We start from the raw sequence: 14,723 nt of genomic DNA, 5'->3' as shown, positions 1-14,723 counted from the left end.
AGTACGCGATCCGGTGTGCAAACAGTTCCAAACGCGACTATACTATGGTTTATTGGAAGTCGTCAGAGATTCACGCGGATACGGTCCGCGAGAATCTCTGGACAGTTACGAGAATTCCTATAAAGGAAGGCGGGAGGGCAACGCTCTTGTCCGTCGGCGGGATGGGTGGGCGTATGAACCGGCGTGGCGCGCTTTCGGCGGTCCTCACCGGCATCGCGGCACTCGCTGGCTGTACCACTCGGTCGGCGACGGGGCCCCGAACGCCGCCGACCCCCGGCGAACCGACGGCGTCTGGCGAGGGGTCCATGTCCGTCACCGACCTGAACGTCGAGGAAGCCGCCGAGGGTCACCTGCGGGTGCTGGCGACGGTCACGAACCGCTCCGAGGCGGAACGGACCCGGACGCTCCGAATCCGCGTCACCGTCGGGGAGACCCGGACGACGCAGCGTCGGGACGTGACGGTGCCCGCGGACGACGAGCGAGAGGTGGTTCTGGTGTTCGAATCCGTGGCCTACGCCGACTTCGCCAATGGCGGCTCGCTCGGCTCGCAACTCAGCTAGCGTCGCCGATCGGCCACCCGCTCCTCGGCGGTGTCGACGCTCACGACTTCGTAGAGGATGGCGCTCCCGCCGTCGGATTTGGGACGGAGGATCCGCCCGAGACGCTGGGTGAACTCGCGTTCGCTCCCGCTCCCCGAGAGGACGACGCCGACGTTCGCGTCCGGCACGTCCACCCCTTCGTTGAGCACGTTCGCGGCGACGACGCGGGTGTACGTCCCCTCGCGGAACCGGTCCAGGATGGATCGGCGCTCGTCGGTCCCCGTCTCGCCCGTGATGGCGGGCATGAGGAAGCGCTCGGAGAGGCGGTAGACGAGGTCCGTGTGCGCGGTGAAGACGAGACACCGGTCGCCGCGGTGGCGGTCCAGGATCCGCGCGAGGGCGTCGACTTTCCCGTCGGCGTTCATCATGATTTCGCGGGCCTCCTGTTTGGCCAGGAGCGCCTCCCGTGCCTGCGGGTCGCGCCCCGACCGCTTGACGAGCTCCTGGTAGTCGCTCCCGCTGTCGAGTGACAGTCCCGATGTCTTGAGGTAGTCAACGAAGGTGCCCTGGGCCTCGTCGTAGGCCTCGCGCTCCGCCGGCGTGAGTTCCACGTCCACTTGCCGGAGCTCGTAGTCGGCGAGGTGGTCGCCGGCCAGGTCGTCGACCGAACGGTCGTACACCACCGGCCCCACGAGGTCCTCGACGACGGCGTGGGCGCCGTCGGGGCGCTCGAACGTCGCGGTCAAACCGAGGCGGGCGGGGGCGGCGAGCAGGCGCGCCACGTCGCGGTAGCCCTCGCCGCCCAAGTGGTGGACTTCGTCGAAGACGACGAACCCGAACCGGTCGCCGATGTCCTCGGCGCGGAGATATGCGGAGTCGTAGGTCGACACGGTGAGCGGTTCGAGCGTCTGCTCGCCGCCGCCGAGTTGGCCGACCGGCACGTCGAACTCCGTTTCGAGTTCGCGTCGCCACTGCGTCAGGAGGTCGACCGTCGGGACGACGACCAGCGTCGGTGTCGCGAGCGCCGCCATCGCGCCGATGGCGATGACGGTCTTGCCGCTCCCGGTGGGGAGTTCGAGGACGCCTCGACGGTCGTTCGCCCGCCAGGCGTCGAGGGCCGCCGTCTGGTAGTCACGAAGGTCGTAGGAAGTCGAAAGAGCAAGCGTCGGCAGGGCGAGAACGCGGTCGGTGTAGTCGACGCCGGCCTCGTCGAGAGCGGCGCGGAGTTCGCCGTACCGATAGGCAGGCGCCCGAAGCGTTTTGCCGCGGTCGTCGACGGTCACGCCGGGGAGCGCGTCCGGGTCCAGCGCGTCGCTGTCGCCGTCGAGTCGTATCGTGCCGTCCTCGAACCGGCAGACGAGGGTCACGCAGCCACGTTGGAGGGGTGGAACTATATGCCCTCCGTCCCCGGGGCCGAACATGGCATCCGACGACGAACTCGAAGACGAGGTGGCGGCGTTTCTCGATGTCGCCGAACGCGTCTACGACGAGTACGACGACGGCTACATCGACGCCGACGCGGCGCTGTCGCGACTCGGCGACCACGTGTCCGACCTGCGCGACGCCTACGAGGGCGACGAGTAGCGTGATACGAGACGGGAACACCTATGCCGGGCGCGGACCGGTGGTAGCACATGTCCGAGTTCGCCCAGCGCGTCGAATCGATTTCGATCAGTGGCATCCGCGAGGTGTTCGAGGCGGCCGGCGAGGACGCCATCAACCTCGGCCTCGGCCAGCCGGATTTCCCGGCGCCGGCCCACGCCCGCAGCGCGGCGGTCGACGCCATCGAGGCCGGCGACGCCGACGCCTACACCGAAAACAAGGGGGTTCGCCCGCTGCGGGAGGCCATCGCGGCGAAACACGCCCGCGACCAGGGCGTCGATGTCGACCCCGGCGACGTCATCGCGACGGCTGGCGGGAGCGAAGCGCTCCACCTCGCCCTCGAAGCCCACGTCGACGCCGACGAGGAAGTCCTCGTCCCCGACCCCGGCTTCGTCTCCTACGACGCGCTGACGAAACTCACCGGCGGGACGCCCGTCCCGGTCCCGCTGCGCGAGGACCTGACGCTCGATCCCGAGGCCGTCGAAGCGGCCATCACTGACGAGACGGCCGCGTTCATCGTCAACAGCCCCGGCAACCCCACCGGCGCCGTCTCGACCGAGTCGGACGTGCGGGAGTTCGCCCGCATCGCCGACGCATACGACGTGATCTGTGTCTCCGACGAGGTGTACGAGGGCTTCGTCTTCGACGGCGAGCACCACTCGCCGATGACGTACGCCGACACCGACAGCGTCGTCGTCGTCAACGGCTGTTCGAAGACGTACTCGATGACGGGCTGGCGGCTGGGATGGGTCACCGCCTCCACCCGGCGCATCGAGCGAATGCTCCGCGTCCACCAGTACATCCAGGCCTGCGCCTCGGCGCCCGCCCAGTACGCGGCCGAGGCGGCGCTGACGGGACCCCAAGATGTCGTCGACGAGATGGCCGAGACGTTCGAACGGCGGCGTGACCTCCTGCTGGACCGCTTCGACGAGATGGGCCTCGACGTGCCCACGCCGGAGGGAGCGTTCTACGCGATGCCGCGGGTCCCCGACGGGTTCGTCGACGCCTGTCTCGAACGGGGCGTCATCGTCGTCCCCGGCGAGGCCTTCGGCGCCAACGGTGCCGGCCACGCCCGCATCTCCTACGCCACCGACACTGACACCCTGCGGGAGGCGCTGGACGTGATGGACGGCGTCGTGACCGACCTGCGCTGACTACCCCAGCCCAACGATTTTCGGGCGACACACCCACCTCACACCATCCCCTCCAGACGCCGCTTCGTCGCGGCGCTCGGTGCTGCCGCCCTTGGGACCGTAGCCGGATGCACTTCGACCTCGGCGCGCGCCTTGAGTGAGGGAATAAACGCAAATAAACTCGTGTCACTGGCGTGAACGCTACGTTAAACTATCCACGCGCCGTGAGTTTATCTCCCCGCTGACGATTCGGATAGCCCCTCCTATCGCGCCGTGCTGACGATTTTGATCACGTCTCCCTCCTCGAGTTCGTGATCCTCGCCGATGCGGCGGTCGCTACGGGCGTCGACGGCGTGGAGATACCCTTCGCCGATGTCGGAGTGGATAGCGTACGCCAGGTCCGGCGGCGTCGACCCGCTCGGCAACAACACCGCGTCAGGCAGGACGTTCCCGCTCCCGTCGGTCCATCGAGTTTCGTTCTGGACGGGAAAGACCGTGATTTGGTCGAGCAGGTCGTAGACGGCGGTGTCGATGGCCTCCTGAATCCCGGTGCCGCCGTGGTCGGCCATCACCTCGCGGATACGCTGGAGTCCCTCGCGCTGGGAGTCGGTGATGTCGCCGACGATGTCGAAGTCCGGGTCGCCCGGGTCGTAGTCGACGGCGCCGGCCTCGCTCGCGGTCCGCAAGGCGAGTTCGCCGTCCGCCGTCGCGGGGATGACGGGCTTGTCCGTTGCGCGCAGGCGCTCGATGTTCTCCGGTGGGGCGATGTCGGCCTTGTTGGCGACGACGACGAGGGGTTTGGTGCGTGCCCGGATCTTGCGGGCGAGGTCGGCCCGGTGGTCGTCGGTCCACTGCATGGGGTCCTCGGGGTAGTTCAGTTCGCGGAGGCTGGCGGCCACGTCGGCGACAGTGGCGCCGAAGCCGGTGAGCATGTCCGTCAGCGCCTCGTCGATGTCGAAATCGGGGGAGCGTGACTTGCGCTCGACGGACTCCCAGTTACGGTCGATGATGCCCGCGAGCCACTGGTCCATCTCGCGTTCGATGAAGTCCACCTCCTCCACGGGGTCGTAGGTGCCCACCTCGACGGGTTCGCCCTCGGCGTTCGTGCCGCCGGAGGCGTCGACCACGTTGAGGATGGCGTCGGCGTTGGTGAGTTCGTCGAGGAACTGGTTGCCGAGGCCCTTCCCCTCGTGGGCGCCAGGAACCAACCCGGCGACATCGAGCAGTTGGACGGGGACGTAGCGCTTGCCGTCGTGACAGCGCTCGTTGCCACACCGCTCGTCGAGCGCGAGACAAGGACAGTCGGTGCGGGCGTGGGTCACCCCGCGGTTAGCGTCGATGGTCGTGAACGGATAGTTCGCCACGTCGACCTCCGCCCGCGTCGCGGCGCGATAGAGGGTGGATTTGCCCGCGTTCGGTTTCCCGGCGAGCGCGAGAGAGAGCATACCGGACGTGGGCGAGTCGGCGGGAATTTACTTTCGGTCCGTTGAGACGGCGGGTCGGCCGGAGTGGCTATCCCGACGGTCACTCCGCGTCGCGCCCGTCGTCGGTGCGGAGGATCTGCATCTCGCCGCGCGAGCGGATCGAGCCGTCGACGACGGCGTCCTCGTGGAGCTCGAGGTCGGCACACGACACGTCACCGAGGACGCGCACCCCGGGTTCGAGGCGGACGGTGCCGCCGCGCGTGGTAACGTCCCCGTGGATGCGGGTGTCGTCGCCGACGGAGATGTCGCCCCGAGCGCGCAGACTGCCGAAGACGTTGTTGTCGGTGCCCATCTCGATGGATCGGGCGCGGAGATTGCCGTGGAGGCGACAGCCGTCGCCGACGGTGGCGGGCGTCGAGACGCGCCAGGCGTCGTCCGAAATGTCGCTGCCGCGGGGGATCACGAGCGGGTCGTCCGGGGCGTCGCCGGACAGCGCGTCGGCGATCTCCTCGGCGGCGTCGGCCTCGCCGACTCGGAGGAGCTGTGAGAGGACGATGAAATAGAAGACGAGCGTCGGCACCGGGTTCCGGATGACGATCCAGCCGTTGGCCTCGAACCCCTCGTCGATTTCGACGTCGTCGCCGATGTCGAGGTCGCCGGAGACCATGAGTTGGCCGCCGATGTGGACGCGTTCGCCGAGGTAGGCGTCGTCGCCGACGAGGACGTTCCCGGCCACGTCACACCACATGTCGAGGCGGCAGTCGCCTTCGGCCTCGATGTCGCCGCCGAAGCGGACGCGTTCGCCGCCGACGACGTTCCGGCCGCGGACGCCGAACTCGACGGTACTCTGGCCGCCAACGATGACGTCGCCGTCGGTGACGAGGTCGTGTTCCTCGACGGTCGTCCCGTCGGGGATTTCGAGCGCGTCGAGCGGGTCCCTCCCGAGTGACACGCGCGTGTGTTGACGACACTAGTATTAAAACCGCCGTCAGACGGCCGTCCGACGGAAGGGCAGCGTTTTTTGTACGCGCCCACTACCGCCGTACATGACTGTTCTCTCCTTCGACGAGCAGGGTGTCGATGTCGTCTACGAAGGCACCGAGTTCCGCCTCGACAAAGAACTGATCGAGAACGCGGTCGGGAAGAACTACCCCGACGTGACCGACCACGAAGTGCTACAGATGGTCGAGAAAGAGCCCACGCTCACGGGCGAACCCCGACGGATCGGGGATATCGTCCACTAGGTGCGGTCGACGCTGTCGGTCGGTATGAGGCCGCCGATGTCCCGATCCAGTCGCTCTTCGATACCGATCCGGAGAATGGATTTCGCGATGGCGGCGCCGCCGCGGAACGGATCGAGTTTCGTCTCGCCCGCCCGCTCGCGGTAGTCGATGGGCACCTCGGTCGCGCGGTAGTTGCGCGCGACGGGGCGCATCAGGAGTTCGGCCGACAGCCCCGTGTTCTCGGTCCACTCGATGCGCTGCAGCAGGTCGCGGCGGTAGGCACGCATCCCGGTCGTCACGTCGTGGAGACGGCGGCCGAGGAGGAGGCTCGCGAGGGCTGCGAAGGCGCGGTTGCCCAGGCGGTTCAGCCGCGGCATCGTCTCGGGCCGGGGTGTGATGCGGTCGCCGCTCACCACGTCGTACCCCTCGTTGATGCGGTCGAGGAAGTCGGGCAGGCGCTCTATCGGGTAGGTGTCGTCACAGTCGGTCGTGACGACCACCGGACGATCCGGCGTGAGCACGGCCTCGCGGACGGCGACGCCGTAGCCCTGTGGCTCCTGTTCGATGACGGTCGCGCCCATCCCGCGGGCGATATCCGGCGTGCGGTCGCTCGACCCGTCGACACAGACCACCTCGGCCTTGCCGTCGGTCACGCGGTCGATGTCGGCGAGCACACTGCCGATCGCTTCTTCCTCGTTGTACGTCCCCATCACGACGGCGACGTCGTCGAACGTGTAGTCCATATCTCCACCAGCGGACCGTCTTACTTGAGTGTTTAGGTTTGCCTAAAACGTCGCGTTCGAGGGGCAGACAGCTTCGTGGAGACGGGCGGTAACGTGGTCGGCGAGACGGGCGAGGTTCTCGGTGTCCTCGCGGTTGTACGAGACGAGCGTCTCGAGAGCGGCCTCGTCGCCGCGTTCGTACTCTCGCCAGAGCCGAACGGCGTCCTTCCCGGAGAGGTCGGGGCGGTCGCGGTCGATGTCGATTTCCTGTTCGATGGGTTTCAGGCCGCCCGTGAGGTCGAGACGGCGACAGGGGTACATGAGGTCGAGGTGGGGCGCCGTGATCTCGACGTCGAACGATTCCTCGAGGAAGGGCACGTCGAAGCGAGCGCCGTTGAACGTGACGATAAGGGGGGCGTCCGCGAACTGCTCGCGAAGCGCGCCGGCGGTGAGGTCGTCGCCGCGAATCAGGGTGTCGACCGCCCCGTCGCGGTAGAAACTCACCGTCGTCACGTCGTTGCGGTCGGCGTCGAGCCCCGTCGTCTCGATGTCGAAACACAGGGCGTCGTCACGGAAGTTCTCGTAGAGTCGCCAGCGCTCGCCGGAGGGGAACGAGTCGTCGAAAAAGCGGGCGTTCCCCCGGCTGAGGTGGTCGGTCGCCAGGTCGACGAACTCGTGGATGCGGTCGGCGGTGGTCGGGCCGACGACGGAGCCGTCGAACTCCTCCCAGTGAGTGATGCCGGCTTCCCAGAGTCGGCGCTCGGTCGTCTCGCCCACGCCGCGTATCGGGATGAAACTGTTCTCGATGCGCACGAACGTCCGTGCGCGGTGGGGAGGCAAAAAGCTCGCGTCCTGGACACACCGACGCCGGTGCGTTAGTCCAGGTTCGAAATCGCTTCGTCGACATCGAAATCGGCCGTGGTCTCGGACCCTTCTTCGCTCCGGTCGACTTTCTCTTGGTCCTCGTCGATTTCGACGTCCGCTGCCTCGTCTTCGGTGTACTCGGTGTTGACGCCCCAGGGCATGTTATCGTGCCTCCGCTCGACCGTCGCCGGCGAAATCGCTCGCGTCGGAACGACCCGCTCCGTTCGTGATCCGGTGATCCATTGGTGGTTTCCCTACCGGACGTAGCGATATATCTGTTGGGATGGGACATCCGCGCTAACCGGCGCTCTGCGTCGACCCTGACTGACTCAGACACTCAGCGAGAGCGAGAGCACTCATAGCCAGCGCCGCTACGCATCTCGGTTACAACCGATTGAGGTGAGAAGTTCAACGTGAACTGCCTCCGCGGAGGCTCAAACGAGGAAGAAACGGTGGAACGACGAGTTAGGTCTCGGTTCGGAATCGAATCTCGATCTCGTCTGCATCCCTGACTACGATACCCTCATCCGTTTCGGTCACGGTAGATTGGCTCCCAACGAGTCGATCTCGAAGCGCGTCGAGTGCCTGTGTCTCTGGAAGGACCACCTCGAACCAGGCTAATCCTCGGCCGTTGCTTGGCCCCGTTCGATGGTGCCACGTGTTCGCCCCGATGTGATGGTGGTACTCTCCGGCAGACACGAAGTGCGCGTCTGGCCAGGTTGCTTGCACCTCGAACCCGAGGGTGTCTACGTAGAAGTCCCTGAATGCGTCAATCGAGGAGACTTCGAGATGGACATGGCCGACGTCTGTGCCCGGCGGTGCCCGAGCATCACCACCACCAGCGGCTTCGATCCTATCGAGATCGAGTCGGTCGGAGCCGATTCTGATCTTCCCATTGTCGTCGATGGACCACTCGTCGCGGGGGAAGTCCCGGTAGATCTCAACGCCATTCCCCTCGGGGTCTGTGAGATACAGCGCCTCGCTGACGAGATGGTCAGACGCACCACCGAGCTGCCAGTGCTCTCGTATCCGACCGAGCGCGTCACCGAGCGCCTCACGTGAGGGCACTCTGAATGCATTGTGGTAGAGCCCAGTTGCAGCTCGGTGACGCTTCAGGGCATCTTCCGCTCCCTCCAGGACGAGCAGTGACGTGTCGTCAACCCCGAGAACGGCGGTCGTGTCGTCTAGGCGGAGCACACTGAGGCCGACGACATCCCGGTAGAATCCGCTCATCTCATCGAGGTCGGCGACGCGAAGCGCTGTCCGGCCGATACGTGTTCCTTGCGGGAGTACGTCTGTAGTCATTGATACTATGAAAATAAACGCGAGCGCTACTTATTCGTCCCTGCCTCTCGACTGAGACGAGTCAGCGGAGCGGTCCTCTTGGTCGAACAGTACCCCTTCGATCGAGAACGCTCCAGGGCCACTCAGGACGAGCGCTACTGCGATCACGGTTAGCGTGAGCGTCAGTTCGATACCGTTACTCGTGACCGGATACCCATTGGGAAGATGGTACAGGACTGTCGCGACGAGCATGTCGATGGCGATCACCGCGCTTGCGAGTCGAACGGCCAAGCCGACTAGCAACAAGATACCGCCGACAAGTTCGACGAGACCGACCCCCCACGCAGCAATCGTGGGGAGTGGAACGCCGAGGCTCGCCAAGAACCCTGCGAAGCCCGAGATACCCATCGGTTTCGGTCCGACTCCGAAGACTTTGCCGACGCCTGCGATAAGCATCGGGATCCCGAGGGCGAGTCGAACGAGGGGCAGACTCCACCGCGTAGTCGTCTCGGATGACAGTTGGCGTGATACGGTCTGGGCCATTATTCCACCAGCTCCGGCTGACCGCCAGTCATCTGGACGATCTGGCCCGTTACACCCTCATTCGAGAGCAGGTGGACCACTTCATCGACGACCGACGTAGGGGCCGTCCACTCGGAGAAGTCGGCGTCCGGCATCGCTTCGCGGTTCCCCGGCACGTCGATGAGGAACGGGGCGATCGCGTTGACGCGAGCATCGAGCTCGACATCGAGCGACTCGGTCAACGTCCGGACCGCACCCTTCCCCACGTTGTAGGCCAGCGTGCCCGACACCGGATCGATCGCCCGGTCGGAGCTGAACAGCACGATACTACTGTGTTCATTGAGCTGGTCCGCGAACGCCTTGACGGTCAGGAATGCCGTCGTTGCGTGGCGACTGAGAGCGGATTCAAATGCGTCGCCATCGGTTTCGTTGATGCCGCCCATCGAGAACCCGCCAGCGAGGCCGACGATGTGGTCGACCGAGTCGTGTTCCTCGGTGACGGCCTCAGCGAACGCTTCGACCGCCGCTTGGTCGGTAAGATCGACTCGGTGGTATGACACCGCATCGGCGTACTCAGCGCGGCTTTCGACAGCATCTCTCTCGGTCTCGGTAACGTAGGTGCCGATCACACCGGCGCCCTGGTCAACGAGCTGGTCCGTCACGTATGGGCCTATGTTGCCGGTCGCACCGGTCACAAGCACCGTCGCGTTTTGTAGTTCCATTACATTACCAAGTAGGCTACCAAATCTATATATACTTCAGGCAACAATAATCTAACCAAGTAATGGCGACACAACCACCGACGTCCGAATCCGACATCGAGCAACGGAATGCAGATGTTTGTAATGTAGTGGGATCGATCGAGGAGATCGGTTCGAAGTGGAAGCTCATCGTCCTCAACGACCTGCGAGACGGCGAAAAACGGTTCAACGAACTCAAGCGATCGACGGGGGCGAGTTCGTACACCCTCTCGCGCGTGCTTGACGACTTGGAGGACGAAGAGCTCATCGAGAACCGAAAGGAGTTCGAATCGCCAGTCGCGAGCTATTACAGCCTGACTGAGAAAGGTGGCGCGCTCTGTCCCGTCTTCGACGTGTTAGACGAGTGGGGCGACGAGTGGCTCTGAATTCGGGGGTCACCACATGACAGACAACAAGTCATTCGAGGATGTCGATGTCCCTGAGGACCCGCTCGAAGATCTGGACCGTGCGACGCAGCAGTTGACTGCCCGGACCGAAGAGCGTCGGTATGGCAAGAAAATGGTCATTGTCGAGGGATTCGAAGGCGACACCGACCTCGAATCACTCGCTTCGGAGCTGAAATCCGCACTCGGAACCGGTGGCACGGTCAAAGGAGACCACATCGAACTGCAGGGCGATCACGAGGAGCGTGTCCGTGAACTACTCAAAGAAAACGGGTACACCGTCAAGGGATGACTCTCGTGCTGAACACGAGTGCACTGACCGATTTTGATGTCTTGGATACGTCGCGGGACTGCACCGATCACGTCAGCGGTGACCTGTAAGCAAACGCCGAACGGTTCGATATAGCGCCATATACTTTATAGACCCCGTCACTCACGAACCGCGCGAGACGGCGATGGCGTACTCGACTCAGCCGACCCGTTTATCCCGACACCGGCCAAAGCGACGGTATGTGCGGGCGGTACACCCTATTCACGCCGGCCGAGGAACTAGCCGAACGCTTCGGGACGCGGACCCCGACGTTCGATCCGCAGTACAACTGCGCACCAGGGCAGTCGCTGCCGGTCGTCACCGGCGACGACCCCGACCGAATGGCCCACAAACAGTGGGGACTCATCCCCGAATGGGCCGACAGCGCCTCGACGGACCTCATCAACGCGCGGGCAGAAACCTTGACGGAGAAGCCGAGTTTCGCGGAGTCGGTCGAACACCGCCGGTGTCTCGTCCCCGCGGACGGTTTCTACGAGTGGGTCGACCGCGACAGCGGCACGCGACCGTACCGGGTCGCGTTCGCGGACGACCGCCCATTCGCGATGGCGGGGATCTGGTCGCGGTGGCACCCCGAAACCCGTCAGACCGGGCTGGGAGAGTTCACCGGCGGGCCTGCGTCCGACGACGCCGATCCGATCGATTCCTTCGCCATCGTGACGACGGAACCGAACGGCCTCGTCTCTGACCTGCATCACCGGATGGCCGTCATCCTCGATCCGAGCGAGGAGTCGACGTGGCTCCACGGGTCGCTCGACGAGGCAGTCGAACTTCTCGACCCGCCGGACATCGATCTGACGGCCTCCCCCGTCTCGCCGCGAGTGAACGATCCGACCGTCGACGACCCCTCGCTGATCGAACGCGCGGACGCGTGATCGAGTCGAACCGGGGTGTAAATTATATTTGTGAAGAGGATGCCACTATGAGTAGAATATCAGCCCCTCTCTCACAAATAATAGTATTTCACGGGGGAGAAAGCAGTACTAGATCTACGAATAAAGACCCTTATTTCCCTCAGTGGGACTACTTTGAAGTTCCCGGCAATCGAGGGGGCGCATATGGCAGACGACGCCGACAGCGTCGCGGTGAAGACGTACGTGCCGAAGTACCAGAAAGAACGCTGGCGCGAACACGCCGACCGCCTCGGGATGAGTCAAAGCGAGTTCGTCCGGACGATGGTCCAGGCCGGACGCGGAGATTTCGAGATTCCGGAGCGGACACCCGGCACCAAAGACGGGGCTGAAGCGGCCTCTTCGGGGCTCGAACCCCGGGTGAAAGACGCCCTCGACCCGGATGACCACCGTTCCTGGGACGACCTCGTTTCAGCCCTCTCCGACGACATCGAGGATCGCCTGGAAGAGACCCTGGAGACGCTCCAGGAGGCAAACGTCGTCCAGTACAGCGGCCGCCACGGCGGCTACACGCTTCGGGAGGAACCGTGAGCGACGTTGACGACCCTGTGGGTTACTTCCTACAAGACATGACCTACCACGGCAAGACCGACCGCACCCGGTCGGCCTACGAACGGGTCTTGCGGGACTTCGAGACGTTTCTCGCCGACGAGCGCGGGGTCGACACGCCCGGCGCGGCCGAACACCGGGACTGTATGGCCTGGATTCACCGCCTTCGGGGCTCGGTCGCCGAAAGCACCGTCGCCACCTACGCCGCCTATCTCCACCGGTTCTACGCCTACATGGTCCAGGTCGGCACGTTCGAATCCAATCCGATGACCCTGGTCGCCGAGGAGATGGACGAACGGATCAACACCGATCCGACTCGCCGGGAGATCACGGTCCCCGAGATGCGGCAGTTCCTCGCCGGAATCGATCACCCTCTCGACCGTGCGCTGCTGGTGACGATGCTCAAAACCGGCATTCGGGTGGGTGAACTCTGTAATCTCGACCTGCGAGACCTCTCCCTACCGATAACGCGGGAGACGCTCGACATCCCGATCCGCCCCCAGCTCGACGGCCGGGGCGACGCGCTCTTCGTCGCGGCGGACCACGCCGTCGGCGACGTGAGCGAGGGCGAACGCCGGACGGCGGCGAACAAACGCAAGCGAGCGACGGTAATCCCGGTCGACGAGGAGCTCCGGACAGCGCTCGTCCGGTGGCTAGCGATCAGGCCCGATCCGCGCTCCGACGCCGACCCACTCTTTCTCAGCACGGCGGACAACTGGGGAAAACGCGTCACACCCCACGTCGTCCACCACACCGTCGAGAGCCACGCGCGCGAGCGTGGATGGCACCGCGACGGCGGTGGGGCCGAGGAGAACGTCACGCCCCACTACTTCCGACACTTCTTCACGACCCACCTCCGGGACCGTACCGGCGACCGTGGCATCGTCAAATACCTCCGTGGCGACGTGGCCAGCGACATCATCGACACCTACACCCACGACTGGGGTGATCGCGTCCGTCACACGTACGAGGAAAACATCTACCGATTGACGTGAACCGGTGGTTTGGGCGAGTGGATAAACTTCATGCCGCTATACAGAATCTGCGATGATAGGTCTGCGTGGGTCCTGTCGATATCGGCCGCTAGAAGGCCCTTCAGTCCCGATCCGTCCAGAAGTCGAAGTCGCGCCCGGGGGCGAAAACATCGAGGCCGAGGGCGCGTTCGTCGCCCGTGTTCTCGACGCGATGTGACTCCCAGGCCTCGAGATGGACGGAGTCGTACCGCTCCAGGGTCACGTGGTCGTCCTCGGTGTACACCGTGAGTTCGCCCTGGAGCACCAGACAGACCTGTTCGTTCTCGTGGTCGTGCATCGGCGAGGAGTGACCGGGTGGTTTCTCGAACCACTCGAAGCTGAACCGGTCGCTACCGGCCATCGACACCCGGCGCCAGTTCTCGTCGGGTTCGTACGTCTCGGCGTCGTCGAAGGAGACGGGCTGCATGCTCGTCGCGAGGCAGCGGTCCATCTAAAGGAGTTCGAAGCGCGGCCGAGGCGACGGGAATAGTATAAAATCCCAGCGGCGAGAGAGGCGACGTATGAGACGTGAGCGGACGGTGACAGCGTGACGCTGCAGTTACCGAGCGAGATCGTCGTCGAGCGGTTCCTGCCGACGGTCCGGTCGATGTTAGCCGCTGAACTGGCGGACCGTGAGTTCTCTCAGCGAGAGATCGCCACTCGTCTCGGCATCTCGCAGGCGGCCGTGAGCCAGTACCTGTCCGGGGAGCGGCGTGGCGAGGAGCGGTTCGCAGAGCATCCCCGGATGCAGGCGACGATCGAACGGATCGCCGACGGGTTCGACGACGGGACGATGGACGACTACGAGGCCCTGGCGGAACTGCTGGAACTCGTCCGCGCGTTCGAGGATCGGGGGCCGATCTGCGCGGTTCACGAGGAGGAGATGCCCGCGCTGGAGGGCCTGGGCTGTGATCTCTGTGTGCGCGGACGCGACCCGTCGGTACAGACGGAGCGCGAAGTACTCGCGAACGTCCGTCGCGCAGTCCGGCAGTTTTCGAACACACCGGAAGTGGCAGTTCACGTTCCGAACGTCGGGACGAACGTGGCGATGGCGCTGCCCGACGCGAGCGACGAGACGGATGTCGCCGCGGTCCCGGGGCGCATCCACGCCATGCGCGGCGGCGTCAACGTCCCGTCGAATCCGGAGTTCGGGGCGTCACACCACGTGGCGACGACACTGCTCACCGCCACGAGCGCCGATCCGTCGGTCCGCGGAGCGATCAACTTGGCCACGAGCGACGCGGTACTCGCTGCCATCCCGGACGACATCGACGCCGTCGCGTTCGACGCCGCGTACGACGACCGGGGGGAGCGTCTCACCGAGGCGTTCGAGACGTACGGCGGCGTCCCGCAGGTCATCTACCACGAGGGCGATTTCGGTATCGAACCGATCACCTATGTGCTCGGGACGAGTGCGGTCGACGCCGTAGAGACGGCCACAGAACTGATCGAACGGGGTGAGTGA

Annotated in this window: 20 protein-coding genes; 10 read left to right on the top strand and 10 right to left on the bottom strand. The window is 64.9% G+C overall.

Annotated elements, in window-relative coordinates; all coding sequences use genetic code 11:
• Positions 1-173 precede the first annotated feature (173 nt).
• Entirely contained in the window at positions 174-560 is a 387-nt protein-coding gene (locus MXB53_RS08430; protein ID WP_248896932.1) for a hypothetical protein, read from the top strand.
• Here MXB53_RS08430 and MXB53_RS08425 read toward each other — a convergent pair.
• Positions 557-1,906: a DEAD/DEAH box helicase gene (locus MXB53_RS08425; RefSeq protein ID WP_248896931.1), complete on the bottom strand. Its 1,350-nt coding sequence runs from the start codon at positions 1,904-1,906 to the stop codon at positions 557-559. The two genes, MXB53_RS08430 and MXB53_RS08425, sit on opposite strands and share 4 nt — an antisense overlap.
• Positions 1,907-1,958: 52 nt before the next feature.
• Between MXB53_RS08425 and MXB53_RS08420 the strand changes: the two genes are divergently transcribed.
• Together MXB53_RS08420 and MXB53_RS08415 are read left to right on the top strand one after the other, a co-directional pair.
• Positions 1,959-2,123, top strand: a complete 165-nt coding sequence (locus MXB53_RS08420) for a hypothetical protein (RefSeq protein WP_248896930.1) — start codon at positions 1,959-1,961, stop codon at positions 2,121-2,123.
• Positions 2,124-2,173: 50 nt separating this feature from the next.
• Positions 2,174-3,295, top strand: coding sequence for a pyridoxal phosphate-dependent aminotransferase (locus tag MXB53_RS08415; RefSeq protein ID WP_248896929.1), 1,122 nt, complete (start codon positions 2,174-2,176; stop codon positions 3,293-3,295).
• Positions 3,296-3,537: 242 nt separating this feature from the next.
• On the opposite strand, the gene MXB53_RS08410 is transcribed toward MXB53_RS08415, so the two are convergent.
• On the bottom strand, positions 3,538-4,719 hold the full coding sequence (locus MXB53_RS08410; protein ID WP_248896928.1) for a redox-regulated ATPase YchF: 1,182 nt from the start codon (positions 4,717-4,719) through the stop codon (positions 3,538-3,540).
• Positions 4,720-4,798: 79 nt separating this feature from the next.
• Positions 4,799-5,650 carry a polymer-forming cytoskeletal protein gene (locus MXB53_RS08405; protein ID WP_248896927.1) on the bottom strand — a complete coding sequence of 284 codons (852 nt, stop codon included), beginning with the start codon at positions 5,648-5,650 and terminating at the stop codon, positions 4,799-4,801.
• Positions 5,651-5,744: 94 nt separating this feature from the next.
• On the opposite strand from MXB53_RS08405, the gene MXB53_RS08400 reads away from it, so the two are divergent.
• Positions 5,745-5,942: a DUF5800 family protein gene (locus tag MXB53_RS08400; protein WP_248896926.1), complete on the top strand. Its 198-nt coding sequence runs from the start codon at positions 5,745-5,747 to the stop codon at positions 5,940-5,942.
• Here the strand turns inward: MXB53_RS08400 and MXB53_RS08395 are convergent.
• From MXB53_RS08395 to MXB53_RS08370, 6 genes are all read right to left on the bottom strand, one after another.
• On the bottom strand, positions 5,939-6,664 hold the full coding sequence (locus MXB53_RS08395; RefSeq protein WP_248896925.1) for a dolichyl-phosphate hexose transferase: 726 nt from the start codon (positions 6,662-6,664) through the stop codon (positions 5,939-5,941). The two genes, MXB53_RS08400 and MXB53_RS08395, sit on opposite strands and share 4 nt — an antisense overlap.
• A gap of 42 nt (positions 6,665-6,706) precedes the next feature.
• Positions 6,707-7,456 (bottom strand): ribonuclease H-like domain-containing protein, encoded by a 750-nt coding sequence (locus MXB53_RS08390; protein WP_248896924.1) that lies wholly within the window; start codon positions 7,454-7,456, stop codon positions 6,707-6,709.
• Between the two features lie 62 nt (positions 7,457-7,518).
• Positions 7,519-7,668, bottom strand: coding sequence for a hypothetical protein (locus tag MXB53_RS08385; protein WP_248896923.1), 150 nt, complete (start codon positions 7,666-7,668; stop codon positions 7,519-7,521).
• 304 nt (positions 7,669-7,972) lie between these two features.
• Positions 7,973-8,812, bottom strand: a complete 840-nt coding sequence (locus MXB53_RS08380) for a VOC family protein (protein ID WP_248896922.1) — start codon at positions 8,810-8,812, stop codon at positions 7,973-7,975.
• A gap of 30 nt (positions 8,813-8,842) precedes the next feature.
• Positions 8,843-9,334: a DoxX family protein gene (locus tag MXB53_RS08375; RefSeq protein WP_248896921.1), complete on the bottom strand. Its 492-nt coding sequence runs from the start codon at positions 9,332-9,334 to the stop codon at positions 8,843-8,845.
• A complete protein-coding gene (locus tag MXB53_RS08370; protein WP_248896920.1) occupies positions 9,334-10,035 on the bottom strand; it encodes an SDR family NAD(P)-dependent oxidoreductase in 702 nt (233 codons plus the stop codon). The genes MXB53_RS08375 and MXB53_RS08370 overlap by 1 nt, the downstream gene beginning before the upstream one ends.
• A gap of 62 nt (positions 10,036-10,097) precedes the next feature.
• Here MXB53_RS08370 and MXB53_RS08365 point away from each other — a divergent pair, with 62 nt between their 5' ends.
• From MXB53_RS08365 to MXB53_RS08345, 5 genes are all read left to right on the top strand, one after another.
• The gene (locus tag MXB53_RS08365; protein ID WP_248896919.1) at positions 10,098-10,439 is read left to right on the top strand and encodes a winged helix-turn-helix transcriptional regulator; all 342 of its coding nucleotides are present in this window, start codon (positions 10,098-10,100) and stop codon (positions 10,437-10,439) included.
• Positions 10,440-10,455: 16 nt separating this feature from the next.
• The gene (locus MXB53_RS08360) at positions 10,456-10,749 is read left to right on the top strand and encodes an SUI1 family translation initiation factor (protein ID WP_248896918.1); all 294 of its coding nucleotides are present in this window, start codon (positions 10,456-10,458) and stop codon (positions 10,747-10,749) included.
• 218 nt (positions 10,750-10,967) lie between these two features.
• Positions 10,968-11,660, top strand: coding sequence for an SOS response-associated peptidase (locus tag MXB53_RS08355; RefSeq protein ID WP_248896917.1), 693 nt, complete (start codon positions 10,968-10,970; stop codon positions 11,658-11,660).
• 183 nt (positions 11,661-11,843) lie between these two features.
• Positions 11,844-12,227: a DUF5805 domain-containing protein gene (locus tag MXB53_RS08350; RefSeq protein ID WP_248896916.1), complete on the top strand. Its 384-nt coding sequence runs from the start codon at positions 11,844-11,846 to the stop codon at positions 12,225-12,227.
• A gap of 38 nt (positions 12,228-12,265) precedes the next feature.
• The gene (locus MXB53_RS08345) at positions 12,266-13,240 is read left to right on the top strand and encodes a tyrosine-type recombinase/integrase (protein WP_248898092.1); all 975 of its coding nucleotides are present in this window, start codon (positions 12,266-12,268) and stop codon (positions 13,238-13,240) included.
• Between the two features lie 100 nt (positions 13,241-13,340).
• On the opposite strand, the gene MXB53_RS08340 is transcribed toward MXB53_RS08345, so the two are convergent.
• Positions 13,341-13,685 carry a cupin domain-containing protein gene (locus tag MXB53_RS08340; protein ID WP_248898091.1) on the bottom strand — a complete coding sequence of 115 codons (345 nt, stop codon included), beginning with the start codon at positions 13,683-13,685 and terminating at the stop codon, positions 13,341-13,343.
• Between the two features lie 120 nt (positions 13,686-13,805).
• Between MXB53_RS08340 and MXB53_RS08335 the strand changes: the two genes are divergently transcribed.
• Positions 13,806-14,723, top strand: coding sequence for a thiamine-phosphate synthase family protein (locus MXB53_RS08335; protein WP_248896915.1), 918 nt, complete (start codon positions 13,806-13,808; stop codon positions 14,721-14,723).

Source organism: Haloplanus sp. XH21 (assembly GCF_023276355.1).
Lineage (GTDB): Archaea > Halobacteriota > Halobacteria > Halobacteriales > Haloferacaceae > Haloplanus > Haloplanus halobius.
Note: the sequence above shows the minus strand (reverse complement) of the source record. Positions and strands in the feature narration are given on the sequence as shown.